Here is a 25,999-nt window from a genome sequence, read left to right on the forward strand (position 1 = left end):
GTCGCAACCCTCAAGTCCTGGCGACTCCTGCGCAGGCTGCGATGCTCCACCACCCGCATCACCAACCTCGTTCAGGCCGTCCTCACCCTGCACCTGACCTGCTCAAACTGAGGTTGAAAAACGCTCAGTGAAACCCGACGGCGACATCCGCGACGGCGCCTGGGTCGCCGAACTCGCCGGAGACTGCCTCAAGGGCTGGCCGAAAGGGATGCGGCTGATCGTGCGCAAGGAACGCCCGCACCCCGGCGCCCAACTGCGCTTCACCGACACCGACGGCCTGCGCCTGACCTGCTTCGCCACCAATACCGCCGACAAGGCGATCGCCCCACTCGAACTACGACACCGCCAGCGGGCCCGCGCCGAGGACCGCATCCGCGCCGCCCGCGCCACCGGCCTGCGCAACCTCCCCCTCCACGACACCGCGCAGAACCAGATCTGGCTGGAGATCGTCCAGATCGCCCTCGACCTGCTCGCCTGGATGCCCCTGCTCGCCCTGACCGGCAAAGCCCGGCTCTGGCAACCCCGCCGCCTGCGGCTTCGGCTCTTCTCCACCGCCGCCCAGCTCGTCACCACCGGCCGCCGCCACTACCTCCGCCTCGCGGCGCACTGGCCCTGGACCGACGTGATCACCGACGCCCTGCAACGGCTCCACGCCCTCCCCAACCCAGGCTGACCAGCGCCTTCCCGTCCCTGCGAACAGCACCACCCCGGCCGGAGCCGTGGAACCCGGCGCCCACCCGACGCGACAGCCGGGCCACAGCCCTGCCCGGACTCCGAAAATCCACACCAACACCCACCACAAAGGGCCCGACAGCAAGCTGACAGACCCTCATGAATGATCAAGGCTAGCGCTCCTGGCTCCCACATTCCCGCCATTCAGCGAATCCTTCAGGCCAGACGACGAAATCGCGCCGAGGTGCCGTCTGCCCCGGTTCGTACGCTCTCCCAGCGCTCCGGCCCTCGCGGGAGTCACCAGGGTCAACCCCCATGTGAACGGGGTGACTTCGTGCCGTGGGATGCCCCGGGGCGCGGGGGCGGGTGCGGCGTTGACGGGTCTCGATCGGCTGGTTACGCTGTATTTCCGCAATGTTGAGTTGCCGGCGTTGCATTGCACGTTCAATTCAGAGCGAGCGGCGGGGGATGGGCAACTTCAGGTCCGTCGAGACCCTTTCGCTCAGCAAAGAAACGAGGAAGGGTAGCAAAATGCGACTGAACTCGATTGCAGCTCAGGAAAAGGACACTGGAATACGACCGGAGTCGATCGCGACGCAGGAATTCGCCAACGGCGTCCTCCGCGATGCGGCCCCGGGGTTTCACTCGGACTCCGAGATTCCCGCGATGGCCACCCCGGCCACGCCGACCGCCGCCCAGTTCGTGATCCAGGGCAGCACCATCTGCCTGGTGTGCTGACGAGGGGCTGATCCGCGTGCCGGAGAAGCCAGGACCACCGCGGCTTCTCCGGCACGCGCTTCCGGTGTGGGTCCGAGACGGGGAGACAAAGAGCTTGGTGAGTGTGCAACGGTGGAGACGAGGCGCTTCGCGCGCAACCGCCGCTCAAAAGGCGGCTGATCGGGTGTTTCTGCCGATCGCGATCGGACAGATCCTTGCGTCGGCGGAGACCCTGAGTCTCAAGAGAGTGTTCGACGACGACGGCTACCTCAGGGGCGTTTCGGCCCAGCAGTTTCCGCCGGGCAGCCTGCGGCACCGGCTCGGTCGCGTGCTCGACCATCCGCGCACCCCCAAGGTGCTCGCCGGGGCCACGCTCGCGGCGTCGACGGGGCTGGTATTGGCGCGCGGCAACCGCAGAGTGCAGATCGCGGCGGCGGCGGTCATCGGCGCGTGCAACCGGCTGAGCGAGATACGCACGCCGTACGGCCGGGACGGCGCCGACCAGATGACGGCGGTCATCACGCAGTACCGGACGATCACGGCGCTGATAGCAGACGAGCGGGTGTCCGACGACATCTTCCTGCGCGCCGTCAACTTCCAGGCGGGGCTCAGCTATGCCGTCTCGGGAATATCCAAGGCTTTCGGCAGCAGTTGGGTGCAGGGCGACGCGCTGCCCGAGGTCCTCAGGACGGAGGCTTATGGCCGGGGCCCGGCCGCGGAGCTCCTGCGGAGGCATCCGAGGCTCTGTAGGGCGTTGACCATCGGGACGGTCGCGTGGGAGGCAGCCTTTCCGCTCGTCTACACGCTGCCGCGCAGGCAGGCGTCCCATGCGCTCTCCGCGGTCAAGCTGTTCCACGCGGGCGTGGCGGCGACCATGGAATTGCCGCGATTCGTTTGGGGATTCGTCGGTTCCCATGGAGCGGTCGGCTATGTGCTGGACACCAGGGGCGAACGGCGGAGCTTCGAGAAGTCCGTCATCGGAATCGCCGGTGGCGTGACGCTTGCGAGCGCGCTGATCGCCCGCGAGAAGCGGAAGATCGCGGAGCAGCGGAGGCTCGGTCCCAAGGGCGTCTCGCGGCTCCGCGGCGACATCGGCGTCGTCGAGTATGTCGTGAACCGCCCTCAGGAAGGCCCTGATCGCTCCGGGCCCGTGATCGTTCTGGAATGCGGCCTGGGTCAGTCACTCGATTCGTGGGAGTGGGTCGCGGAGGGGCTGGCCCGGGACTACACGGTCATTCGTTACCACCGGTCCGGATATGGCCTCACGAAGTCGCGCGCGTCCAGCGGTGACCTCATCGGCGCCATCCTCGACGAGGTCCGGGCCGATGGGGAGATCGTGGTCGTGACCCACTCCATCGGCTCTCTGAGCGCGGCCTCCTACGTCCGCGATCCCCGCTTCGCCCACCGCGTGCGCGCACTCGTCGTGGTCGACGGCACCGACCCGGATCTGCTGAAGGCCGACCGTTCCGACCGCAGGCGGTTCGGGGCGTTCGTCCAGGCGCAGGTGCACACGCTCTTCGCCGCGGTGACCGGGATCCACGAGTGGGCGCCCAACGCGGTGGAGCGCCAGGCGGGCTACACACCCGATACCCAGTACAGCCATGTGCAGTTCGTGTTCTCGCCGAGGAACGTCATCAACTCGATCCGTGAATACCGCGGCGTGCACACCGAAGGCGTCCTGGCCGACCTGGCCGCGGTCAAGTCCGTCCTCGTGATCGCGTCGGGCGAGAACGCCAAGCAGCAGTCGGTGTTCGCCGAGAAGCTGGGAGCCGATTTCGAGGTGGTCGAAGGGTCGGCGCACCGATCGATCATCGGATACAGGAATCACGCGGAGAAGGTCGAAGGTGCCATCAGAAGGTTTCTCCATGAGGGGTGACCGTGTCCGCGGCGCGGCGGGCGCGTTCGCCATCGGGGCGCTCGCGGCGCACCTGGTCGCGACCGTATTGCAGAACACACCCGACTCCTACAATCAGGACCTGAGGAAATTCACCGGCGGCTGGCCCCTGCCGGGTTGGCGGTTCTTCGCCCCGAACCCCGGGGTGCAGAATGTCCACTTGCTGGTACGCGAGGCCATGGCGGGCAGCGCGGAGCCAACGCCGTGGCGCGATGTGACTCCCGAGGTGGAGCACGGGTGGCGACAGGTTCTGTGGAATCCGGGAAGCCGGGGGCCGAAAGCGCTGTTCGACGCCATGCAGCAGCTCTCCGTCATGAGCGCGAACCAGGCCGACTTCGCGTGGGTCACCCAGAGCTCGCCGTATCAGCTGGTGTTCGCCGCGAGCCGGGCCGCGGCGGCGGATGATTCCGAGGCCCTACAGTTTCTTCTCATGAACGTCTTTCCCAGTGCGCCGCCCGAGCAGCGGATGAAGCCGATCCTCACCTCCGAGTGGATCGCTCTCGGCTCTCCGGCCGACGCCGAGGAAGCGGCCCGATGAACGTGGAGCCGTTCGAGGGTGCCCAGCTGCACCTGCATGTCACGGGATCCATCGGCGCCGCGCTCGTTCCGTGGTGGGTTCACTGGCTGCGGGAATTGAACCCCGATGTCGTCGTGAATGTCTCGGTCACCCGGTCGGCCACGCGATTCCTTGCGGTGCGATCGCTGCGCCATCTGGCCAACGGCCAGGTGTGGACCGACTCCTGGGACGATTCGGAGCTGCCGCCAGAGGTCAACAGCGGGCAGAGCGGCGAATCCGAGTGTTTCATTCTCTTTCCTGCGACCCTGGACACCCTGATGCGCCTGGCACAGGGCCGTGCGGATTCGCCCGCCCTGTTGATGCTTCAGGTGACGAACCGCCCCATCGTGATCGCCGATACGCTGCCAGGATCCAACGAGATCGTGGAAAGTAATCTGCGCGTTCTCGAGACGCGTTCCAATATCGGATTCGCGCCTCGGGTGACCGGCGTGCGCGCCCATGGCCGCTCGACGGCAGAGGTGGGATTCAATCTGCCGGGCGCCATAGGCGTGGCCAACGACATGGTGAGGAAAGGTCGTCCCCATGAGTGACCCGAGTGTGTATGCCCCGGAGGCGATCGATGCCTATGACCTGGTGTCGTCGATGCTTTCCCCGGGGGCCGGTCTCGTGGCCTGGGTGTCCGCGCACCGGCCCCTGGCTGGACAGGTCGTCCTCGATCTGGGCGCCGGAACGGGTGTGTCGTCGTTCGCACTCGCCGACGCCGGTGCACAGGTGGTGGCGGTCGATGCGTCAAGGCCGTCGTTGGACCTGCTCGAGAGCAGGTGCCGGGATCGCAAGATCGACGTGGTCGAGGCCGACTTCCGCGATATCCAGCTCAATTCGACGTTCGACATCATCACGCTGTCTCGAAACACCTTCTTTCTTGCCCAGAGCCACGACGAGAAAATCGCTCTCCTGCGTGTCATCGAGCGCCATCTGAAGCCCGAGGGCGCGGCGTTCCTCGACTGCACCGACCCGGCCGAGTTCCTTCGCGCGGGTGGGGACGCGACGTCGGTGACCTATCCGCTGGGCCGAGACCGGATGGTGACCATCACTCAGACCGCCGATCGCGCCTCCCAGGCGATCATGAGTATCTTCTTGGTGCAGAGCGCGTCCACACTCACCGCGTTCCACGAGATGGCCACCTGGGCAACGCTGCCGGAGATCCGGCTGATGGCGCGGATGGCCGGTCTTGAGGTGACGGGCGTCAACGGGTCGTACGCGGGTGAGGACTACGACGCGCGCTCACGAGAGATGCTTGTGGTTCTGGAGCGAAAGTGACCAATTTCCCTGTGCTCGCGGCGGACGGTGCGACGGTCACGCTGGACGACACCACGCTGCTCGCGCCCACGACGTTCGCGGTGCTGCCGGGCGAGTTCTGGTGCGTCACGGGCAGCAATGGCTCGGGCAAGACCACGCTCCTGCGGGCCTTTCTCGGCAGCCGGAGCCTGACGGCCGGTTCGTGCTCGGTGAGGGGCGAGCCCGTCGACATGGCCAAGCCGCGGCACCGGCGCCTGGTCGCCTCGCTCGTCGAACCGATCCCCGTCGCACGCGACATGACGCTGCGCGAGCAGGTGACCCTGGTCGCCGCCTCGTGGTACGGCAACGCCCCCGAGGCCGCCGAACGCGCCGAGCGGGTCATCGAGCGGCTCGGGCTCCCCGCGCTGGGCGAGCGGTTTCCCCACCAGGTCTCGTCGGGGCAGTTGCAGCTCTTCAGCCTCGCGCTGACCCTGGTCCGCCCCGCCGACGCCGTTCTGCTCGACGAGCCCGAGCGGCACCTCGACAGCCACCGCGTCGGCCTGGTGGCCACGCTGCTCGCCGAGCGGGCGAGGAAGGGCACGGCGTTCCTGGTCGCCACCCACGAGCCCGCCCTGGTGGAAGCGTGCGAAGGGCGTGTGGAGCTGGGATGACGACGCACAGTGTCGCGGCGCCCGACGCCGACGCCGGGGCGCGCGTCCACGCCGTGCGGCACCGGTACGCGCGCCGCGGGGACCGTGCCACGGTGCGGGGCCGCGCGTACGCCGCCTATCTCGTCGCGTTGTTCGGCCTCATCTATCTGGTGCCCGTCTTCTACGCGGCGAGCACATCGCCCGCGCTCGTCTCCGTGGGGTCGTCCGCCGACGCGACTCCCGTGGCCTGCGCGCTCGCGGCGGCGGCGTGCTGGGGCGCCCAACTCGCTGGCCGGTTCTGGGGGCCGCTGGTGATCCAGCCGTTCCTGCTGTATGTGTTCATGTCCACGGACCTGTCCCCCGCGTCCTACCTCGGCGCGATCGCCCGGCGCCGCCTGGTGTACGCGGGCGCGGCCACGCTGGTGACGGCGTGCGCGGCCGCGTATCTCACGACCGACCTGTTCGACCGCCTCGGCACCGCGCTGCCGGGTCTCGCGGCCGCTGTGGGGCTCGGCGCCTTCGCCGCGGTGGCCTGGCTGTGGGGCCAGGTCAGGGCGGTGCCCGACAATCTCGCGCTCGCCTCGGGCGCGGGCGCCATGGCGCTCGTCGTGGCGGCGCCGAGCCGCCTGGCCCCCGGCGGCGGGGGCGGCCTGTGGCTCCTCGCCCTCGTGCTCGCGGCGGGGGCCGCGGCCCTCGGGCGTGCGGCCCTCAGGTCGATCCGGACGGTCGATCTGGCCCGGCTGGCGCGCGAGTCGGCGCGCGCCTCCCAGGCGCGGGCATACGCGTGGACGGGGACGCTGCACCACGCGCTCGACCTGTACCGGCCCGAGCCGCGCGGGCTCACCTCGGCCCTGATCCGTTCGGGCGGGCTCTTGCGCGGATATCTCGCCCAGGGGGCGACGCGGGCGCTGCGCACGCTGGGGCGCGCGATCGCGGCCGTGGCGTCCCTGCTGATCGGCGGCGCCGTGCTGGCGCTCGGGGCTGCCGGGCCCGAGGGCGGTCCGGCGCTGTTCGCGTGGATGGCCGGAGCGGTCGGCGTGTATCTGGGATCCGGGTGGGTGAGCGAGACATGGCGCGGCCTGCGCGACGAGCTGACGCTGCCCCCGCTGTTCGGTGAGCGGTGGGGCGGGACGCTCGCCCGCACGCTGACGTGGCCCGTCGTCGCCGTGACGGCCGGAGCGTGCCTGGGAGGCGGCCTGGCGCTCCTGGCCCCGTGGCCGTGGCGCGGCGCGCCCGTGGCGGACGCGGCCCCGCTGGTCGCGGGGTCGGTGGTGCTGGCCCTTGGCGCGAGGTTTCTGCGGGAGATGAAGCTCCATCTGCCGCTCGAGCTGCTTCTCCCGATCGTCACGCCGCTCGGCGACCTGTCCGGGCTGCGCATCGTGGCGTGGCAGTTCGACGGGGTCGTCGCCGTGGTGATCGGCGTCGCCACGATGAACGCCGTGCCGTCCGCGCTCGGCGCGGCCGCGCTGGGGATCGGCGTGGCCGCCTGCTGCGTGTGGATGGGGCTGCGCAGGACGGGATGGGCGCACCGGGGGCTGCTCTCCCGGCTCGGCAGGGGGGAGAACGGGCGCGCCACCCGCGGTTCCAGCCGTTGAACCCCCGTGCAGAGTGGGCCCGGTACGGGCCCTGTCCTGGTGGCGGGCGGGGGCGCTGTACGGTCGTCGGGGCCCGTACGGCGCTCGTTCGCGGCCCGTTCGCCGCCCGTTGGAGAGGAGGTGGTGGCGATCACCACGCAGGCCGACGCCGCGCAGCCGCGTGCCCCGTTGAGCAGGGGGCGGGTGCTGAGCACCGCCGTCGCCCTGGCCGACGAGGGCGGGGTCGAGGCGCTCAGCATGCGCAGGATCGCGCAGGCGCTCGGCGTCGTCCCGATGGCGCTGTACAAGCACGTGGCCAACAAGAACGAGCTGCTCGACGGCATGATCGACGTCCTCGTCGGCGAGATCGACCCACCGGCCCGCGACACCGGCTGGCAGACCGCCGTGCGCCTGCGGGTGCTGTCGGCCCGCCGCATGCTGCTGCGCCACCCGTGGGCGTCCGAGGTCATCGAGGCGCGGACCAAGGCGCGCGCCACCCCCACGCCCGCGGTCATGGCGTATCTGGACTCGATGATCGGCATCTTCAGGGCCGGTGGCTTCTCGCTGGACCTGGTCCATCACGCGATGCACGTCATGGGGAGCCGACTGCTCGGCTTCTCCCAGGAGTTGTTCCAGGACAGCCCGGGGGGCGAGCCGGATCCTGACGCGCCGCCGCCCGAGGAGATGGCCGCGCGCTACCCCCACATCACCGAGCTGGCCATGGCGGTCGCCCATGACGAGGGGTCCGTCGTGGGCTCGGGCTGCGACGACCAGTTCGAGTTCGAGTTCGCCCTCGACCTGACGCTCGACGGCCTCGAACGGCTCCGCGGCACGGCCTGACCCTCCCGAACGCCCCCTGTTTCCACGTCACTTCTCCCTACCCCTTGACGGGTGTACGGCGTACACCTACCGTTTTCTCAGCGGTGTACGCCGTACACCGTCGAGGCTCGCCCAGGGGATGGGGATTTTCCGAATGAAGGCAATCGTTCAGGAGCGGTTCGGCCCGCCGGACATCCTGCGGCTGACGGACACCGAGCGCCCCGAGGTGGGGCCCGACCAGGTGCTGGTGCGGGTGCGCGCCGCGGCGCTCAACCCCTACGACTGGCACATGATGCGCGGCGACCCCTACGCGGCACGGCTGTTGGGCGGCATGGGGCTGACCCGGCCGCTGTCCAGGGTGGCCGGGATCGACGCGGCGGGACGGGTCGAGGCGGTCGGCGCCGACGTGCGCGGCATCGAGCCGGGCGACGAGGTGCTCGGCTTCTGCCGCGGCTCGTTCGCCGAGTACGCGCGCACCACCGCGGACCTGCTGGTGCCCAAGCCCGCGCGGCTGACGTTCGAGCAGGCGGCGGCCGTGCCGATGGCGGCCGTGACCGCCCTGCGCGGCATCACGACCGCGGGCCGGGTGCGGGCGGGGCAGCGGGTGCTGATCAACGGGGCCGCGGGGGGCGTCGGCACGTTCGCCGTGCAGATCGCCGCCGCCCTGGGCGCCGAGGTCACCGGGGTGTGCGGCGCCCGCAACGCCGACCTGGTGCGCTCGCTGGGCGCCGCGCACGTCGTCGACCACGCCACGGAGGACTTCACGGACGGGCGCGTGCGCCATGACGTGATCCTGGACAACGTCGGCAACCGCCCGCTCCGCCGACTGCGCCGGGTGCTCACCCCCTCGGGGACCCTGGTGGCCAACGGCGGCGGCTCGCCGGGACACGTGCTCGGGGCGATCGCCTCGATGCCGCGGGTGCTCGCGGTCAACGCGTTCGTCCGGCAACGGCTCCGGCCGATCCACCCGGCGGTCCCCGCCGGTCCCACCCTCGATGACCTGCGCGCCGTCGCCGCCCTCATCGACGCGGGCACGGTCACCCCGGTGGTCGACCGGACCTACCCCCTGGCCGACACGGCCGAGGGCCTGCGCCACGTGGAGTCGGGCCATGCCCGCGGCAAGGCGGTGATCACGGTGCCCTGAGCGGTGCCCTGAGCGCAATGCCCCCGAGGGCGCGGGGCGTTCGCGGTGGGCGCCCTCATCGCGCGCCGTGTGCTGCTGTTAGTCTGCGCCTCTCCGTCGCCGATGAGGCTCCGGCGCGTCGGGGGCAGCGCGGGGGCGGGAGGGGAGAGATGTTCGTGGAAGACCGGGCGAGGGACGTGGCGTCGGCCCCATGAGCTTACGTTCCTCACCGACGCGACCCCGGCGGCCCGACACCAGGCTGGACGCGCGATTCCGTGGACTCGCCGCCGCCTACGGGGTCTCCGCCTATGGCACCTATCTCAACCTGATCGCGCTCAGCCTGTTCTCCTTCGAGGTCACCGGCACGGCGTTCGGCGTGGGCGCGGTGATGGCGCTGCGGCTGCTCTGCGGGTTCGCCGCGGGCCTGGCCGCGGGGGCGGTGCTCGCCAGGGTGAGCCGACGGGCCGTCATGATCGGCGCTGACGTCGCGCAGGGCGCGTTCATGGTCGCCCTCGCGATCGGCGGCTCGCGCTCGCCGCTGTGGCTGCTCGGCGCCGCGGCGGTGGCGCTCGGCGCCGGGAACACCCTGTTCACCGTGGGCCTGCGCAGCGCGGTCCCGGTCATGGTCGGCCAGGAGGCGCGCACCCGGGCGAACGGCCTGCTGGTCACGGCGCGTTCGCTGGCGACGGTGCTCGGGTTCGCCTCGGCGGCGCCCGTGATCGCGCTGGGCGGGTACGGGCTCGCGTTCGCCGTCAACGCCGCGAGCTTCGCCGTGTCCGCCGTGGTGCTGTGGGGGTGGTTCCCCGGCGGTGACGGCACGCGCGGCGCGGAGGACGGCGGCCCTGAGGCGGCGGAGGAGCGCGGGGGTGACGGGCCGTCGGCGCGGCGGCCGTCCCGTCGGCGGATCCTCGCGGGGCTGCCCGCGCTCCTGGTCGGGCTGGTCGCGCTGCGGGGGGTGGACGCCCTGGCGTCCTCCTCGCACAACGTCGCCCTGCCCGTGGTCGCCCATGGCTCAGCGGTGGGCGAACCCGCCCTGTTCATGGCGCGGTTCTGGGCCGCGTGGGCGATCGGCACCGTGCTCGCCCAGCTCGTGCTCAGGCGGCGATCGGGCGAAAAGGCGTGGGGGGAACGGGCGTTCGCCCTCGGGACCTGCGCCATGGCGCTCTCGTTCATCGCGGCCTTCCTCGACCTGCCCGCGGCCGCGCTCGTGCTTGCCGCCCTGTCGGCGGGGTTCGCGGACGGCTGGACGGAGACCGTCTACGTCTCGCGCCTCCAGGCCGAACCCGCGCGGCGGCGCGACCGGTTGTTCGGGCTCTCCGCCACCGTGGAACAGTCGGGGTTCGCGCTGGGCACGGTCGCCGCCGCTGCCGCGTTGGAGCAACTGTCGGCGCTGACCGTCGTGGCCATCTTCCACGGCATGGCCGTGTGCGGAGCGCTCGCACTGGTGGTGGCCACCACCGGAGGCGGGCGTGGTGTGGATCGTGCGCGGCGTTCAGGGCCGCCTGCCGAAGCACCGTAGCAACACTAGGAGTTGACTCGTATGGAACGCGTCCGAGGAGAAGCGCTCTGCCGGGGGCCCGAGCCGGAGCGCGCCGAGGACGATCCGGGCGACGCGGTGGCGGCGTTGCTGCGGGCGGCCGGGTCCGCCCCTGGCGCGGCCGTCGTCACCATCGCCCCCGACGGCACGGCGGAGTCGCGGTCGTACGCCCAGCTCCTCGACGCCGCGCGGCGCTCGCTCACCGGGCTCCGCGCGCACGGCGTGCGGGCCGGGGACACGGTCGTGCTGTGCGGCCTGCCCCTGGCGGACTTCTTCCCCGTCTTCTGGGCGTGCGTGCTCGGCGGCGCGAGACCCGTGGCCATAGCGGAGCCCCCCGCACCCGGCTCCCCGGCCCTCGAACGCCTCCTGCACGCCCACCGGTTGCTCGGAAGCCCGCTGGTCGTCGGTGACGCGGCCGGAGCCGCCGTCCTCGCCGAGGTGGCGCCCGCCTTGCTCGTCGCGATCGCGAGCGACTGCCGGGACGCGCCGCCCGCCGATGACCACGTCGAGCCGGACGGGTCGGACACCGCGCTGCTGATGCTCTCGTCCGGCAGCACCGGGGGCCCCAAGGCCGCCCGGCTGACGCACGCGGGACTCGCGGACTTCGCGGCGAGCAGCAGACGGATCCTCGGGGTGCGCCCCGAGGACACCATGGCGAACTGGCTCCCCGTCGACCACAGCGGCGCGTTCCTGCTCTACCACGTCCTCGCCGTCTTCGTCGGCTGCACCAACGTCCACGCGCCCACCGAGCGCGTCCTGGCCGACCCCCTGCGCTGGCTCGACCTCCTCCACGAGCACCGCGCCCAGCACGGCTGGGCCCCGACGTTCGCCTACGAGCTGGTCGCCGAGGCGCTCGCCGGGCGCGGGGACGCGCCGCACGGGCGGCGCTGGGACCTCGGCCACCTGAAGTCCCTGGTGTGCGGAGGGGAGCGGGTGGTGCTGCCGGTGCTGCGCCGTTTCCTCGACGCCACGGCCCCGTTCGGGGTCCGCGAAGAGCACATCGCGCCGGTGTGGGGCATGGCGGAGACGGTGACCGCGTGCACCTACGGCAGGCTCGACCGCCCCGGCACCGTGCACCGCCTGCTCAAGAGCAGCCTGGGCGGCGAGCTGGTGAGGGCCGGTGAGGAGACGCCGGACGAGGAGTGCGTCACCTTCGTCGCGTCGGGATCACCCGCGCACGGCGTGACCCTGCGCGTCGTCGACGACCGCGGTGACCTCGCGCCGCCGGGCCGCGTCGGGCGGCTCCAGGTCCACTCACCGGCGCGCCTGACCCCGGGCTATGTCCACGATCCCGCGGCGGACGCGGAGGCGTTCCCCGCGGGGCGGGACTGGCTCGACACCGGCGACCTGGCGTTCCTGGACGGGGGCCAGGTGGTCATCACCGGGCGGCGCAAGGACGTCATCATCCTCAACGGGCACAACGTCTACTGCCACGAGGTCGAGGAGGCCGCCACCGCCGTCGACGGGGTCAGGCAGGGCGAGGTGGCGGCCTGCGGCATCCCGAGCCAGGAGCGGGGCACGGAGGAGCTGGCCGTGTTCTTCGTCAGCCGGGGCGCGGCCGAGGACGCGCGCATCGGCCGCGACGTTCGGGCCGCGCTGTTCGGGCGGCTGAGGCTCACCGCCGCCCATGTCGTTCCCGTCGCGCCGGGCGACTTCCCGCGAACGCCCGCGGGGAAGGTGCGCCGCGGCGCGCTGCGGGACCGGCTGATCGAGCGGCTCGCCGACCGGTCGCCGGACCGGTCGCCGGAAGAGTCCGCGCCCGCGCGCCCCGACCGCGACGCGACGGCGCGCGTGGTGCGCGAGGAGCTGACCGCCGTGCTGGGGCGCCACGCGGAGGCCGACCAGCCGTTCTACGAGCTCGGCCTCACCTCCGCCTCGCTCGTGCGGCTGCGCGCCCGGCTCGAGGAGCGGCTCGGCGTGCCGATCGCCCCGACGGCGCCGTTCGAGCACCCGACGGCCGACGCGCTCGCCACGCACCTATCGGGCGGGCACCCGTCGGGCGGCGGCGCGGAGCGGGCCGCGCGCGCCCTTGAGGGCGCCGCGCCCGACGACGCCGCCGATCGACGCGTCGCGATCGTCGGGTTCTCGTTCCGCTTCCCCGGCGCCGACTCGGCCGAGCGCTTCTGGGCCAACCTGCGCGACGGGGTGAGCAGCGTCCAGACCTTCGGCGACGAGGAGTTGGCCGCGGCGGGCCTGACCCCCGAGCAGCGGCGCGCCCCCGACCTCGTGCCCGTGGGCGGCGTGATCGACGGCGTCGACGCGTTCGACGGGGCGTTCTTCGGCATGAACGGCCGCGAGACCGAGCTCACCCACCCCGCGCACCGGTTGTTCCTCGAGTGCTGCCACGGCGCGCTCGAGCACGGCGGGTACGCGGGCGGCGGATCCGCCGCCACGGTGGGCGTGTTCGCGGGCTCCGGCATGAACCTGTACGACCACCAGCGGCCGAGCGCGGCGCACGGGCCCGGCGACGCGGCCGACCCCGCGACCGGCATGCGGTGGGCCATCGCGCGGCAGCCCGACTTCCTCGCCACCCGCGTCGCCTACCGCCTCGGGCTCAACGGACCGGCCATCGGCGTGCAGACGGCGTGCTCCACGTCGCTCGTCGCCGTGCACCTCGCCGCGCAGGCCGTGCTGAGCGGCGAGGCCGACCTCGCGCTCGCGGGCGCCGCTGCCGTGCACCACCCCCAGCGGACCGGCTACCGCAGCCAGCCCGGGTCGATCCTGTCCCCCACCGGGCGCTGCCGGGCGTTCGACGCCGAGGCGGACGGCACGGTCGGCGGCAACGGGGTGGCCGCCGTCCTGCTCAAGCGGCTCGACCGGGCGCTGGCCGACGGGGACACCGTGCACGCGGTGATCCTCGGCTCCGCGGTCAACAACGACGGCTCGGACAAGGCGGGCTTCAGCGCGCCAGGGATCGCCGGGCAGGTCGACGTCGTGCGCCGCGCCCTGCGCAGGGCGAACGTCCCGGCGGAGACCGTCTCCTACGTGGAGGCGCACGGCACGGGGACCGCGCTCGGCGACCCGGTGGAGCTGGAGGCGCTCGGCCGGGCGCTGGGCGAGGGCACCCGGCGCACGGGGTTCTGCGCCGTCGGCTCGGTCAAGCCGAACATCGGGCACCTCGACAGCTGCGCCGGGATGGCCGGGCTGATCAAGACGATCCTCATGCTGCGGCACCGCACCCTGGTGCCGACCCCGCACCTGACCCGCCCCAACCCCGAACTACGCCTCGACGGCGGCCCTTTGACCCTCGCCATGGAGCTGCGGCCCTGGTCGGTGCCGGACGGGGTGCCGCGCAGGGCCGGGGTCAGCGCCCTCGGCGTCGGCGGCACCAACGCCCATGTGGTGCTCGAGGAGGCGCCCGCGGCGCCGCCGAGGGCGATGCCCGAGCTGCCCGTCCTGGTGCCGGTGTCGGCGTGCGACCCCCGGGCCCTTGACGAGCTGGGCGCCCTGCTCCGCGACCGGCTGCGGCGAAGCGCCGGGACCCGGGCGGACGACGTGGCCACCACCCTGGCCCTCGGCAGGCCGCACCGGGCGGCGCGCGCCACGGCGGTCGGGCGCACCGCGGATGAGCTCGCCCTGGCGCTCGACGAGCCGAGGCGCGCCCCCGAACCCCCGCTCGGCCCGCTGGCGTTCGTCTTCCCAGGGCAGGGCAGCGCGCGGCGCGGCATGGCGAGCGGCCTGTACGCCGCGAGCCAGGCCGCCCGTCGGACGCTCGACCGGTGCGCCGAGATCCACGCCGACGCGTTCGGCGAGGCCCTGCTGCCGCTCCTGCTCGACGCTCCCCCCGGCCCTCCACCCGGCGCTGACCCGGGCGCTGACCCGGGCGCGCGCGAGGTGTGGCCCACGGGGACGGCCCAGGCGGCCCTGTTCGCGCATCAGGCGGCGCTCGCCGACGCATGGCGCGCCGCGGGCGTGCGCCCGGACCTGCTGTTCGGCCACAGCGTCGGCGAGTACGCGGCGCTGTACGCGGCCGGGGCCCTGAGCCTGGATGACGGGCTGCGCCTCACCGCCTGGCGCGGGCGCCTGATGGAGGCCGGGCCCCCCGGTGGCATGCTCGCCCTGCGCGCCGACGCGGACACCGCGCGGCGCGTCGCCAGGAGCTCGGGCGCCGAGGTGGCGGCGGTCAACGGCCCGCGCTCCCAGGTGATATCGGGTCCGCCCGAGGCACTGGACGAGGCCGCGCGCCTGCTGGACCGGGAGAACGTGCGGTGGAAGGCGCTGCCGGTCGACCGGGCGTTCCACTCGGCCGCGGTCGACGAGGCGCTCGACGCCTTCCGCGCGCATGCCGAGCGCGTGACCTACCGCCCGCTCGGCGTCACCGTGGTGACGGCCGCCGACGGCGAGGCGCACCCCGTGGGCAGCGTCATCGGCGCGGAGTACCTCTGCCGTCAGGCGCGGCTCCCCGTCCGCTTCGACCTGGCCGTGGCCACGGGCACCGAGCGGGGATGCGCCGACTTCGTGGCGATGGAGGCCGGGGACACCCTGATCGGCCTCGGCCGACACTGCGCCCCGGGCAGCCGGTGGCGGGGCGGCCAGGGCGGGGGCGACGCGGACGAGCAGGTCCGTGGATTCCTCGGGGCCCTCGGGTCCCTGTGGACCCGGGGCGCCGAGCTCGACTGGCCCGCGCTCGTCGGCGGCGGACGGCGGATACCGCTGCCAGGGCATCCGCTGCGCCCGGTGCCGGTGGCGGCCACGCCGCCGCCCGCGCCCGAGCCGCCCGCCGCCGAGCCACCCGCCGCGGACGACGTACTGGTCGAGGACATCAGGGAGTTGGCGGCGGCCACGCTGGGAGCGCCGGTGGCCGAGGTGACGGCGGACACGTCGGTCTTCGAGCTGGGCGCGGACTCGCTGTCGCTGATGAGCATGACGGCCGAGCTGGCCACGCGGCACGGCGTCCGCGTCCCGGTCCGCGCGCTGTTCGACAGCGCCGACACCCCGCGCAGGCTGGCCGACCTCCTCGTCCAAGCGCGCGGCGACGACGCCCCGGCGCCCTCGCCCGCCGCGCCGTTGCCCGCCGAGCGGGAGACGGCGCCGGTGGAGGCGCCGCGGCCCCCCGCGGACGGCGGGACGCCCGAGCTGCACGCCCTGTTCGGGCAGCAGCTCAGGCTCGTCGAGACGCTCGCCGACCGGGTGAGCGAGGTGATCTCCCGGCAGCTCGACGCGCTCGGCTCCCCCGCACCGGCACCACAGCCACAGCCACAGCCACAGCCACAGCCACAGCCACAAACGCAACCGCCCGCGACATCCGCACCCGCCCTCCCGGCCCCCGCGCCCTCCCCCGCCCTCACACCGGAACGCCCGCCCGCCGCCGGGTGCGACGTCAGCCTCTACTTCTTCGGCGACTACCCCGACGACGCCGCCCACGACAAGTACGGGCTGATCATGGCGGCGGCGGAGTTCGCCGACCGGAGCGGCTTCCACGCCCTGTGGTTCCCCGAGCGGCACTTCGACTCGTTCGGCGCGCTCTTCCCCAACCCCTCCGTCCTCGCCGCCGCGCTCGCGGCGCGGACCCGCAGGATCCGGCTGCACGCCGGTTCCGTGGTGCTGCCGCTGCACCACCCCGTCCGGGTCGCCGAGGAGTGGTCGGTCGTCGACAACATCTCGGGCGGCAGGGTCGGCCTGTGCTTCGCCAGCGGCTGGCACGCGACCGACTTCTCGCTCGCCCCGCAGCACTTCGGCCGCCACCGCGAGGTGCTGTACGAGCACCTGAGGACCGTGCGGCGGCTCTGGTCGGGGCAGCCCCTGGCGACCACCGCGGGCGACGGCCGCCCCGTCGAGGTCAGGCTGCACCCCCGCCCCGTCCAGGAGCGGCCGCCGATGTCCGTGGCGGTGGTCGGCAACCCCGAGAGCTACCGGCGGGCCGCCGCCGAGGACCTGGGGGTCGTCACCAACCTGATGGCACAGACCGTCGAGCAGCTGGCCGCGAACGTCGCGCTGTACCGGCGCACGCGCGCCGAGCACGGGCTCGACCCGGCGGCCGGACGGGTCGTGGTGCTCGTGCACACCTACATCGACGAGGACGCGGAGCGGGCGCGGGCCGAGGCGTACCGGCCCTTCGTGGCGTATCTGCGGTCCTCGCTCTCGCTGTTCGACCAGGTGACCACCAGCCTGGGCGTCGAGGTGGACCTCGACAACACCCCCGAAGAGGACGTGGAGTTCCTGCTGGAGCGCGCGTACGACCGCTACTGCGCCTCGCGCGCCCTGATCGGCGACGGGCGGGAGGCCGAGGAGACGATACGCCGCCTCATGGCCGCGGGGGCGGACGAGATCGCGTGCTTCGTGGACTTCGGAGTGCCCAAGGAGAAGGTCCTGGCCGCGCTGCCGCTGCTCGACCGGGTCCGCGCGCGCACCGCGGGCGCCCCCGGCGCGCAGGAGCCGCCCCGGCGGAGGCCGTTGACGCCCGCGCAACGCCGCATCTGGTTCCTCGAACAGCTGCACCCCGGGACCCTGATGTACCACGAGCCCAAGGCCGTTCGCCTGGAAGGGCCGCTCGACGTTCCGGCGCTGCGCCAGGCGCTGCGGAGCGTCGTGGACCGGCACGAGGCGCTGCGCACGGTCTTCGGGCAGCACGACGGCGTCCCGTACCAGGAGATCCTGGCGAACGCCGACCTCGACTGCCCCGTCGACGACCACGCGGGGACGTCGGAGGAGGAGGCCCTGCGGGCGGTCCTCGAGGGCGAGGGGGCCCGCACGGTCGACCTCGGCACCGGGCCCCTCGTCCGCGCGCGCCTGCTGCGCCTGTCCGACGAGCGGCACCTGCTCTTCCTGCTGGCCCACCACATCGTGTTCGACTCCTCGTCCACCGCCGTGCTGGTCAGGGACCTGGCCGCCCACTACCGCGCCGGGCCGGACGGCGACCCTGGGCTGCCGCCCCTCGCCGACCAGGGCGGGGCGAACGGTGCCGATGAGGCCGAAGGGGCCGCCGCGTCGCTGGAGTTCTGGCGGCACACGCTCGGCGGCGCCCCCGACCTCGACCTCCCCACCGACCGGCCGCGCCCACCGGTCAGAACGGGCGCGGGCGCCAGTCTCACCCACGCGCTCGACGGCGAGCTCGTCGGCGCGCTCAGGGCGTTCGCCGCCGCGCACCGCGCCACCCCCTTCATGGCGCTGACGGCGGCCATCGCGGCCGTGCTAGGGCGTTTCTCCGGGCAGGACGACCTGGTCGTCGGCACCGCCGTCGCCGCACGCCCGGTGGGCGCGGATGACCGGATCGGGCTCCACCTCGACACCGTGCCCCTCCGCCTCGACCTGGGCGGCGACCCGGACTTCCCCGCGCTGCTGCGCCGCGTCAGGGAGACGAGCACGGCCGCGTACGACCACCGCGGCGTGCCCTTCGACGCGCTGGTGGCCGCGGTCAACCCCCCGCGCGACCCCGGCCGCAACCCCCTCTTCCAGGTCCTGGTGGAGTACGAGAACGAAGGCGAGGTCGACTTCGACCCGCCCCACCTCACCGCCACGCTGCTCGACGTGCCGAGCGCCCGCGCGCCGTTCGACCTGACCGTCTACCTCACCCACCACCGCGACGGCGTCCGCTTCATGGTCGAGTACGACACGGCCCTCTTCGACGAGAGCACGGTGCGCCGACTGGTGGACTACACGGAGCACGTGCTGCGGCGCGCCCTGGCCGCGCCCGGTGCGCCGCTCCACGAGCTGACCGCGGTCACGGACGCGGACCGCGCCGCGCTCGTGCGGCTCGGCCGCCTCGACGAGCCATGGCCCGCGGCGCGGGACACCCTGCACGGGCTGTTCGAGCGGCAGGCCAGCGCCACACCCGACGCCGTCGCGCTGGTGTCGGGCCAGGAACGCGTCAGCTACGGCGCGTTGGCGGCCCGCGCCCGTCGGCTCGCCGGGCGGCTGCGGGACCGCGGCGTGGGGCGCGGCGATCGCGTGGCGGTCCTGCTGCGGCGCGGTCCCGAGCTGATCGCCGCCCTCCTTGCGGTGCTCAGGAGCGGGGCGGCCTACGTCCCGCTCGATCCCTCGCTCCCCTCCCCCAGGCTCGCCGCGCTCCTCGACGACAGCGCCCCCGTCCTGCTCCTGACGGACGACGCCGTCCTGACCCGGCGCCAGGACCTCGCCCCTCGGGTGCCCGTGCTGCTGGCCGCCGACGGGATGCTGGCCGCCGACGGGGCGTCGGGCGCCGAAGGGCCCGACGGCGGCGCGGGGCCCGACGACGCCGCGTACTGCGTCTACACGTCGGGCTCGACCGGTCGGCCCAAGGGCGTCGTGGTGCCGCACCGCGGCCCCGCCAACCTCGTGCGCGACCATGTGCGGCGGTACCCCGCCCTGCGCACCCTCCAGTGGACCTCGACGGCCTTCGACGTCAGCGTGCAGGAGATCTTCACCACGCTGGCGTCGGGGGCGGCCCTCGTCCTCATCGCCGACGAGGCGCGGCACGACCCGGACGCCGTCACGGCCACGGTCCGCGACCACGGCGTGGAGCGGGTGTTCATGCCGTGCGCGCCGCTGACGTACCTGATGGAGACCGGCCCCCGTCTGCCGTCCCTGCGCGAGGTGTTCACCGCGGGCGAGGCGCTGCGGCTCACGGACGCCTTCCGCCGGTTCCTCGCCGCTCACCCGGCGTGCGCGCTGTACCACCAGTACGGGCCGACGGAGACCTCCGTCATCGTCACCTCGCACCGCGTGGACCCCGACGACGGCGACGACCCGCCCATCGGCAGGCCGGTCCCGGGGGCGCGCGTCCAGCTGCTCGACGGCGCGGGGCGCGACGTGCCCGTGGGGGCCTTCGGGGAGATCCACGTGGGCGGCGTCCCCGTGGCATACGGCTACCACGCCAGGCCCGAGGAGACCGCGGCGGCGTTCCTCGCCGACGGCGCGGGGGCGGCGCGTTACCGCACCGGCGACCTGGCGCGCTGGCGCCCCGACGGCACGCTCCAGTACCGAGGCCGCACCGACGACCAGGTCAAGATCCGCGGCCACCGCGTCGAACCCGCCGAGGTGCGGGCGGCGTTGACCGCGCTGCCCGGCGTCCGCGACGCGGCCGTGCTGCCCCGCCGCGACCGGCACGGCGAGTGGGAGCTCGCCGCCTATGTGGTGCCCGCGGTCCCCGGGGACGGGCTCGCCGGTCCGCGTGACGCGCTGGCCGCGGCGCTCCCCGACCATCTGGTCCCGCGCCGCTGGGTGAGCCTGGACCGCCTCCCGCTGAACGCCTCAGGCAAGCTGGACCGGACCCGCCTGCCCGACCCAGGGGACGAGGGCGCGCGGCGGGAGGGCGCGGACCCCGTCACGCCGACGGAGAAGGCGCTGCACGGTCTGTGGTGCGACATCCTCGGCCTCGGCCAGGTGCCGGTGGACCGCTCGTTCTTCGCGCTCGGCGGCCACTCGCTGAGCGCGATCCGGCTGGTGAACCGGATGGCCGCGGAGCTCGGCCTGACCGTCCCCATGGCCGACCTCTTCCGCGCGCCGACGATCCGCGGGCTCGCGGCCCGGCTCGAACAGCCGGGCCCCGCGGCCCCGGATGACACGGACGACGTGGCCGCCACCGTGCCCATGACGTCGTTCCTGCGCAGGCTGTGGCGCCGCCACCACGAACGGGCCGACCCAGGGGTGTACAACGTCGCCCACCGCGTCGACGTGCGCGGCCCGCTCTCGCCCGACGACCTCAGGCAGGCCCTCACGGACCTCGTGGCCCGCCACGACGCGCTCCGCTCCCGCGCGGTGCGCCGCGACGGCGCGCTCCTCGTCGAGGTGCTCCGCCGGGTGCCGGTGGACCTCCCGGTCACCGACCTGTCCGCCGACGCCATGGCGGAGGACCGGCTCGACGCCTGGTGCCGGGAGCACGCGGCGCGCCCGTTCGCGATGGACCGCGCCCCGCTGTTCCGCTTCGGTCTCGCACGGCTGGCCCCGGACCGCTGGACGCTGGTGACCGTCCTGCACCACGCGCTGTGCGACGGCTGGTCGATGGGCGTCATCTGGAGCGAGCTCCAGGAGCTCCACAACGCCCGCCGCCTGGGCACCACCCCCCAACTCCCGCCGTCGCCCGCGCAGTTCACGGACCATGCCCGCGCGGAGCACGCGCTCGACGACCGGCGCGGCCTCGAGCGGTTCTGGCGCGCCGAGCTCGACGGCGTCCCGCCCCGGCTCGACCTGCCGACCGACCGGCCGAGGCCGACCGCGCTGTCAGGGCGGGGGGCCCTGCGCGCCTGGGACGTGGACGGCTCCCTGGCGCGGCGGGTCGAGGAGACCGCCCATGGGCTCGGCGCTCCGCCCTACGCCGTTCTCGCGGCGGGCTTCGCCCTGTGGGCCGCGGGGCGCCGCGGACGGTCCGCCGACGTCGTGCTCGCCGCGTCGAGCGCCAACCGGCTGGGCCCCGAGAAGGCCGAGATCGTCGGCCCGTTGGGCGAGGCCGTCCTGCTGCGCGCCCGGATCGGCGAGGCGGCCACCTTCGCCGACCTGGTGCGCCAGGTCGGCGCCTCGCTCTTCGCCGCGCTCGACCACCAGGAGCTCCCCCTCGCCGAGGTGGCCGACCTGGTGGCGCCCGGCACCGGGCAAGGCCCGTTCCCGGATGTGCTGTTCACCGTGGTCACCACGCCGCCCCCCGTCCTCGACCTGCACGGGGTGTCGGCGACGGTGCGCGGCCTGCCCACGGCGGGGGTGGCGCGCACGGAGCTGTATGTCGTCCTGGCGCCCGATGAGGAGGGCATGACCATGACCTTCGAGTACTCCACCGATCTGTTCGACGAGTCGACCATCGAGGCGTGGGGGAAGGAGTTCCTCGCCGTGCTCGCGGGTGCCGTACGGGACCCGGCGGGCCCGCTGCCGGACCGTCGGCGCCCCTGAGCCCCTTTCGGATGGGCGGTGGAGGGCGCGCTGTCACGGCCCGCCCTCCACCGTCCACTCCCAGGGCAGCGCGACGCGCGCGCCCTTGTGGTGAGCGACCACCTTCCGGTCCTCGACGCGCAGCCAGGCATCGGGCTCAGGGTCCTCGTACCAGCGCAGATAGCCGAAGAAGGCGCCGCCGTCCCGGTGCAGTGCGGCCAGCGAGCGGAAGAATGCGTCCACCTCGGGGTACCCGTCGGGGTGTATCTCCCAACGGCACGTCAGCGCCCAGCGCTTGCCGTGCGGGGCGTCCTCGTGGACCAACGAGGACACGCAGCTGCCGGGGACCCTGGACGCGGCGCGTGGCGCGCCGCTCTCCCAGGCCGGTCCGGGGTAGCGCTGGATCACCCAGTCGCCGCCCTCGGCCGGCACCGGCTCCTCCCCGCCCTCCCGCATCGCGTCGACCACCTCGGTGACGACGATCGTGTCCCGCGTGATGTGCTCGGGCCGCGGGCCGAGACCCACCTGCCAACGCAGCTCGGCCAGCTCGGCGTCCGACAGGTCGCCGGGCAGATCCATGGCAAGCATCAGTTCGTGAACGTCTCCCATACCGCACACCGTAATCCGGTGGACTGACACCCCTTCCGGCGCACCGAGGCCACCGCCCGGCGGGGTTGCCGGGGACGGCCTGGTGCGGGAGGCTGGCGGAAATTGTCATGGTCGCGCCATGGATTGAGGAGTTCCGTGAAGGTCGTGAGAAGCGTCGCCTCGTTCGCCGCCCTGCTTGGCCTCGCCGCCGTCGGCACCCTGCCGACCGGCGAGGCACGGGCCGCCACACAGGCGACGGGAGCCATCGTCAACGCGCACGCCCCTGACGCCGTTCCCGAGAGCTATCTGGTGGTCCTGGCCGAGGGTGGGAGCGCCGCCGAGGGCGGGAGCACCGCCGACGCCGCGCTGCCCGAGCGCTACGGGGCGCGCGTGCTCGACACCTACCAGGACGCGCTCGACGGCTACCACGTCAGGGCCACCCCCGAGCAGGCCCGGCGGCTGGCCGGTGACCCGGCCGTCGCGCTGGTCGAGCAGAACACCACCGTCACGGCGTCCGACCTGACGCAGCCCGCCCCGCCCTCCTGTGGACTCGACCGGATCGACCAGCCCGACCTGCCGCTCGACGGCTCCTACACCTACCCCGAGTCGGCGGGCGAGGGCGTCACGGTCTATGTGGTGAGCACCGGAATCCACTACAGCCACCAGGACTTCGGCGGGCGCGCCGTGTTCGGCTACGACGCGACCGGCGGCGACGGCTCGGACGGCAACGGCCATGGCACCCATGTCGCGGGCACGATCGGCGGCGCCGCCCACGGCGTGGCGAAGCGTTCGACGCTGGTGTCGGTCAAGGTGCTCGACGACAGCGGCGCGGGCAGCGTCGCCGACGTGGTCGCCGGGATCGACTGGCTGACCGGCGACGCCCAAGGGCCTTCGGTCGCCAGCTTCAGCATCGGCGGCGCGCCGAGCGAGATCCTCGACGACGTGATCGGTCGGTCCATCGAGGCGGGCGTCACCTACGCCGTCGCGGCGGGGAACTCCGCGAGCGACGCCGGTGGCTTCTCCCCGGGCCGGGTGGACGAGGTCATCACCACCGCCACGTCGACCTGCGCCGACCGGGCCGCGCCGACCAGCAACCACGGCCCCTCGGTCGACCTCTACGCCCCGGGCGTCGACACCGTCTCCACCTGGCACACCTCCGAGACCGCGACCGCGACGCTCTCCGGCAGCTCCATGGCCGCCGCCCATGTCGCGGGCGTCGCGGCCCTCCACCTCGCCGACCACCCGACCGCGGGGCCCGCCGATGTCTGGGCGGCCATCGACGCGGCGGCCGTCCTCGACCGCCTCACCGGCGTCCCGCCCGGCACGCCCAACAAGCTGCTCCAGGTCACGGGTTAACGGCGTTCCCTGGGGGTGGCCACCAGGCGGGTCGCCACCGCGACCGCCGAGCGCACCGCCGTGTCGAGGTCGCCGCCGGTGGCCAGGGCGGCCGCGAGGTGTCCGGTGAACGCGTCGCCCGCTCCCGAGGAGTCCACGACCTCGACCCGCTCCGGCACGGGAATGTGCCGGGCGGGCCCTCCGGTGGCGGCGAACGCGCCGGTGGGGCCCGCGGTCACCACGACGGAGCGGGCCCTGGACGCGAGCATCCTCGCGAGGTCGCGCGCGTCGCGGCCGCCCGCGTCGTCGGGCGCGGCGGCTCCGGCGAGGGCGGCGGCCTCGCCGAGGTTCACCACGAGGGGGTCGGCCAGCGCGAGGACGTCGTAGGGCATGGGGCGCACGGGGCTGGGGTTGATCAGCAGCCGTGCGCCCGACCCGCGGCACCAGGCCGCGGCGGCGGCCACGGCGCTCTCGGGGATCTCGAACTGGGCGAGGACCACGGCGGGTCGGAGCCGTTCCAGGGCGGCGCGCACCGCGTCGGCGGTCAGCAGGGCGTTGGCGAGCGCCGCCACGACGATGGCGTTGTCCTGGGCGAACAGGGTGATCAGGGCCCTGCCGGTCCGCGTCGCCGAGCCGCGCACCTCGCTCACGTCCACTCCCCTGTGATGGGCGTGCGCGCGGACGCGATCGGCCTCGGGGTCGTCGCCGACGGAGGCGATCAGCGCGGTCGGCGCCGTGCGGGCGGCGGCCACGGCCTGGTTGAGGCCCTTGCCGCCGACCTCCTCGCCGTACCGCGACGCGAGAACGGTCTCGCCGGGGGCGGGCGCGGCGTGGACGGACGCGATGAGGTCGATGTTCGCCGAGCCGACGACCGCCACGGCCACTCGGCCGGGCCGGTCAGGCACCGGCGATCCATGACGCCAACGCCCGCCACAGCGGCGCGTATCCGGGCCACTCCATGAACGGCGGGGGCGCCCAGTGCGGCGACATGTCCGAGGTGAACACGCCCGTGCGGCCCTTGCCCGCCGTACCCACGGCGATCAGCGGGTCGTCCTTGACCCGCGCGAGCACCTGGGCTCCGGCGCGTTCGCGGGTGCGGTTGTAGCCGAGCAGCGGCGGCCACTCGGTGCCGACGCCGCCGAGCGCGCCATGGTCGGGCGCCTGCACCAGGACGGGCGCGCCCTCGGGGTGCTCCTCGCGGTCGTCCGTCTCGAGCACCTCGACGGGAAGGATGTCGCCCAGCGGGCTGGCGGCGTACTTCGCCTTGGCGTCTATGCCGGAGAACGAGAGGTAGCCGCCGACCATCAGCAGCCCGCCGCCGTCGATGACGTAGTCGCGGATCCGTTCCAGCTTGTTGGGCTCGGACTCGCTGCGGCCGAAGACCGCCCGGCTGAGCAGGAACGTGTTGGCGCCGACGTCGCTGATGACGACGAGGTCGTGGTCGGCCAACTCCGCGGCCGACGAGGGGAAACGCGCCTCGATGGTGTGCGCGGGGAGGTGGGTGACCTGCCAGCCGTCGCTCTCCAGCGCGGCGCGGAACTCCTGGCCGCCCTCCACGTACTCGGTGGTGGTGAAGGAGTCGAAGCCCTTCTGGTGGATCATGTGAGTCGTCCAGGACTCGCCGAGCAGGAGTGCTTTCTTCACGGTGGTGCCTCGTTCCTCAGCCGACGGTTCCGCTCGGGTGTTCCTCGAGGAACTGCCAGTCGTGTTCGGGGATGATGATGTCGGCCTCCTCGTGCAGCCGGTCGTAGCCGGCCATCAGCTCCGGCAGGTTCCAGAAGGAGCCCATCGGCCAGTTCAGTTCGAGGTTCCGGTAGTTGTACATGACGTCGCTCGTCAGGCAGACGACGCCGACGTCGGTGGTCACCATGACGACCATGCAGCCGGGCGTGTGCCCGCCGATCTTCACCAGCCGCACGGCCGGGTCGAGCGCGTGGTCGCCGTCGATGACGAGGAGCCGGTCGCGCACGGCGTCGATCTTGTAGGCGTACTCGGGGTAGTAGAACATGCAGAAGTGCGGCGGGTGTTGGGCCTGCGGAAGCTCGTCCCGCTGCACGACGAAGCGGGCGTTGGGGAAGAGCTCGTTGTTGCCGATGTGGTCGAAGTGCAGGTGGGTCAGCACCACGACGTCCACGTCATCGGGCCTGACGCCGTGCCTGGCCAGGCCCGCCACCAGGTCCTGGTCCCGGGTGCGCGAGGCGACGAAGTCCACCCCGTAGCGGCTCTGCATCGCGGAGACCTCGTCGATGTCACCGAGCCCGGTGTCGATGAGGATGGTCTCCTCCGTGCCCTCGATGAGCCACACCGGGACCGGCACCATGACGCCCGCGTGCACCGAGCCGTCCCTGCGGACGATGTCGTCGCGGAAGCCGAACGGCAGGCGGCGCTCGTGCGGAACGTCGGGGTGCGCGCCCGAGTTGAGCAGGGACACCGGCAGTGAGCTCTCCAGCTCGCCGGTGACGATGTGATGGATCCTCACGCCCATCGTCGCTGTCCTTCCTTGGTCGGTGGTCCTTGCG

Annotated in this window: 16 protein-coding genes and 2 pseudogenes; 14 read left to right on the top strand and 4 right to left on the bottom strand. The window is 73.4% G+C overall.

Annotated features, from left to right (window positions below; translation table 11 throughout):
• The 13 genes and pseudogenes from D7318_RS31145 to D7318_RS31205 form a co-directional block, all read left to right on the top strand.
• Positions 1–111, top strand: a pseudogene (locus D7318_RS31145) (IS5/IS1182 family transposase); the annotation flags it as partial.
• A 25-nt stretch (positions 112–136) separates the two neighbouring features.
• Positions 137–673: pseudogene (locus tag D7318_RS31150) on the top strand (transposase); the annotation flags it as partial.
• Positions 674–1,203: 530 nt separating this feature from the next.
• Positions 1,204–1,410, top strand: a complete 207-nt coding sequence (locus D7318_RS33185; protein WP_183091680.1) for a cypemycin family RiPP — start codon at positions 1,204–1,206, stop codon at positions 1,408–1,410.
• 226 nt (positions 1,411–1,636) lie between these two features.
• Entirely contained in the window at positions 1,637–3,265 is a 1,629-nt protein-coding gene (locus D7318_RS31160; protein WP_230424292.1) for an alpha/beta fold hydrolase, read from the top strand.
• A complete protein-coding gene (locus D7318_RS31165; RefSeq protein WP_120700611.1) occupies positions 3,255–3,821 on the top strand; it encodes a hypothetical protein in 567 nt (188 codons plus the stop codon). Before D7318_RS31160 ends, D7318_RS31165 begins: the two co-directional genes overlap by 11 nt.
• The gene (locus D7318_RS31170; protein ID WP_120700612.1) at positions 3,818–4,390 is read left to right on the top strand and encodes a CypD family RiPP peptide-cysteine decarboxylase; all 573 of its coding nucleotides are present in this window, start codon (positions 3,818–3,820) and stop codon (positions 4,388–4,390) included. The genes D7318_RS31165 and D7318_RS31170 overlap by 4 nt, the downstream gene beginning before the upstream one ends.
• Entirely contained in the window at positions 4,383–5,120 is a 738-nt protein-coding gene (locus D7318_RS31175) for a class I SAM-dependent methyltransferase (protein WP_120700613.1), read from the top strand. Before D7318_RS31170 ends, D7318_RS31175 begins: the two co-directional genes overlap by 8 nt.
• On the top strand, positions 5,117–5,749 hold the full coding sequence (locus D7318_RS31180; RefSeq protein WP_120700614.1) for an ABC transporter ATP-binding protein: 633 nt from the start codon (positions 5,117–5,119) through the stop codon (positions 5,747–5,749). Before D7318_RS31175 ends, D7318_RS31180 begins: the two co-directional genes overlap by 4 nt.
• Positions 5,746–7,323, top strand: a complete 1,578-nt coding sequence (locus D7318_RS31185) for a hypothetical protein (protein WP_120700615.1) — start codon at positions 5,746–5,748, stop codon at positions 7,321–7,323. Before D7318_RS31180 ends, D7318_RS31185 begins: the two co-directional genes overlap by 4 nt.
• Positions 7,324–7,452: 129 nt before the next feature.
• Positions 7,453–8,142 carry a TetR/AcrR family transcriptional regulator gene (locus D7318_RS31190; RefSeq protein ID WP_408055564.1) on the top strand — a complete coding sequence of 230 codons (690 nt, stop codon included), beginning with the start codon at positions 7,453–7,455 and terminating at the stop codon, positions 8,140–8,142.
• A gap of 133 nt (positions 8,143–8,275) precedes the next feature.
• A complete protein-coding gene (locus D7318_RS31195) occupies positions 8,276–9,265 on the top strand; it encodes an NAD(P)-dependent alcohol dehydrogenase (RefSeq protein WP_120700617.1) in 990 nt (329 codons plus the stop codon).
• 190 nt (positions 9,266–9,455) lie between these two features.
• The gene (locus D7318_RS31200) at positions 9,456–10,763 is read left to right on the top strand and encodes an MFS transporter (RefSeq protein ID WP_120700618.1); all 1,308 of its coding nucleotides are present in this window, start codon (positions 9,456–9,458) and stop codon (positions 10,761–10,763) included.
• A 21-nt stretch (positions 10,764–10,784) separates the two neighbouring features.
• Positions 10,785–21,578, top strand: a complete 10,794-nt coding sequence (locus D7318_RS31205; RefSeq protein WP_120700619.1) for a non-ribosomal peptide synthetase/type I polyketide synthase — start codon at positions 10,785–10,787, stop codon at positions 21,576–21,578.
• Between the two features lie 33 nt (positions 21,579–21,611).
• Here D7318_RS31205 and D7318_RS31210 read toward each other — a convergent pair whose 3' ends face one another.
• Positions 21,612–22,166 (bottom strand): hypothetical protein, encoded by a 555-nt coding sequence (locus tag D7318_RS31210; RefSeq protein ID WP_147437896.1) that lies wholly within the window; start codon positions 22,164–22,166, stop codon positions 21,612–21,614.
• Between the two features lie 135 nt (positions 22,167–22,301).
• On the opposite strand from D7318_RS31210, the gene D7318_RS31215 reads away from it, so the two are divergent.
• Complete coding sequence (locus D7318_RS31215; RefSeq protein ID WP_230424293.1) at positions 22,302–23,501, top strand: S8 family peptidase; 1,200 nt, start codon at positions 22,302–22,304, stop codon at positions 23,499–23,501.
• Here D7318_RS31215 and D7318_RS31220 read toward each other — a convergent pair.
• The 3 genes from D7318_RS31220 to D7318_RS31230 are packed head-to-tail and all read right to left on the bottom strand — an operon-like array spanning position 23,498 to position 25,965.
• Positions 23,498–24,385 (bottom strand): PfkB family carbohydrate kinase, encoded by an 888-nt coding sequence (locus D7318_RS31220; protein WP_120700621.1) that lies wholly within the window; start codon positions 24,383–24,385, stop codon positions 23,498–23,500. The genes D7318_RS31215 and D7318_RS31220 overlap by 4 nt on opposite strands.
• Positions 24,378–25,124, bottom strand: a complete 747-nt coding sequence (locus D7318_RS31225; protein WP_120700622.1) for a glutamine amidotransferase — start codon at positions 25,122–25,124, stop codon at positions 24,378–24,380. Before D7318_RS31225 ends, D7318_RS31220 begins: the two co-directional genes overlap by 8 nt.
• Positions 25,125–25,140: 16 nt before the next feature.
• The gene (locus tag D7318_RS31230) at positions 25,141–25,965 is read right to left on the bottom strand and encodes an N-acyl homoserine lactonase family protein (RefSeq protein WP_120700623.1); all 825 of its coding nucleotides are present in this window, start codon (positions 25,963–25,965) and stop codon (positions 25,141–25,143) included.
• Positions 25,966–25,999: the final 34 nt, after the last annotated feature.

This window comes from Streptomyces radicis (assembly GCF_003626575.1).
Taxonomy (GTDB): Bacteria; Actinomycetota; Actinomycetes; order Streptomycetales; family Streptomycetaceae; genus Streptomyces; species Streptomyces radicis.

Bases quoted from the DNA above. Each gene is read 5' to 3' on its own strand.
- D7318_RS31230 (WP_120700623.1), bottom strand. From the start codon at position 25,965: ATGGGCGTGAGGATCCATCACATCGTCACCGGCGAGCTGGAGAGCTCA.
- D7318_RS31195 (WP_120700617.1), top strand. From the start codon at position 8,276: ATGAAGGCAATCGTTCAGGAGCGGTTCGGCCCGCCGGACATCCTGCGG.
- D7318_RS31205 (WP_120700619.1), top strand. From the start codon at position 10,785: ATGGAACGCGTCCGAGGAGAAGCGCTCTGCCGGGGGCCCGAGCCGGAG.
- D7318_RS31165 (WP_120700611.1), top strand. From the start codon at position 3,255: ATGAGGGGTGACCGTGTCCGCGGCGCGGCGGGCGCGTTCGCCATCGGG.
- D7318_RS33185 (WP_183091680.1), top strand. From the start codon at position 1,204: ATGCGACTGAACTCGATTGCAGCTCAGGAAAAGGACACTGGAATACGA.
- D7318_RS31200 (WP_120700618.1), top strand. From the start codon at position 9,456: ATGAGCTTACGTTCCTCACCGACGCGACCCCGGCGGCCCGACACCAGG.
- D7318_RS31210 (WP_147437896.1), bottom strand. From the start codon at position 22,166: ATGGGAGACGTTCACGAACTGATGCTTGCCATGGATCTGCCCGGCGAC.
- D7318_RS31185 (WP_120700615.1), top strand. From the start codon at position 5,746: ATGACGACGCACAGTGTCGCGGCGCCCGACGCCGACGCCGGGGCGCGC.
- D7318_RS31170 (WP_120700612.1), top strand. From the start codon at position 3,818: ATGAACGTGGAGCCGTTCGAGGGTGCCCAGCTGCACCTGCATGTCACG.
- D7318_RS31175 (WP_120700613.1), top strand. From the start codon at position 4,383: ATGAGTGACCCGAGTGTGTATGCCCCGGAGGCGATCGATGCCTATGAC.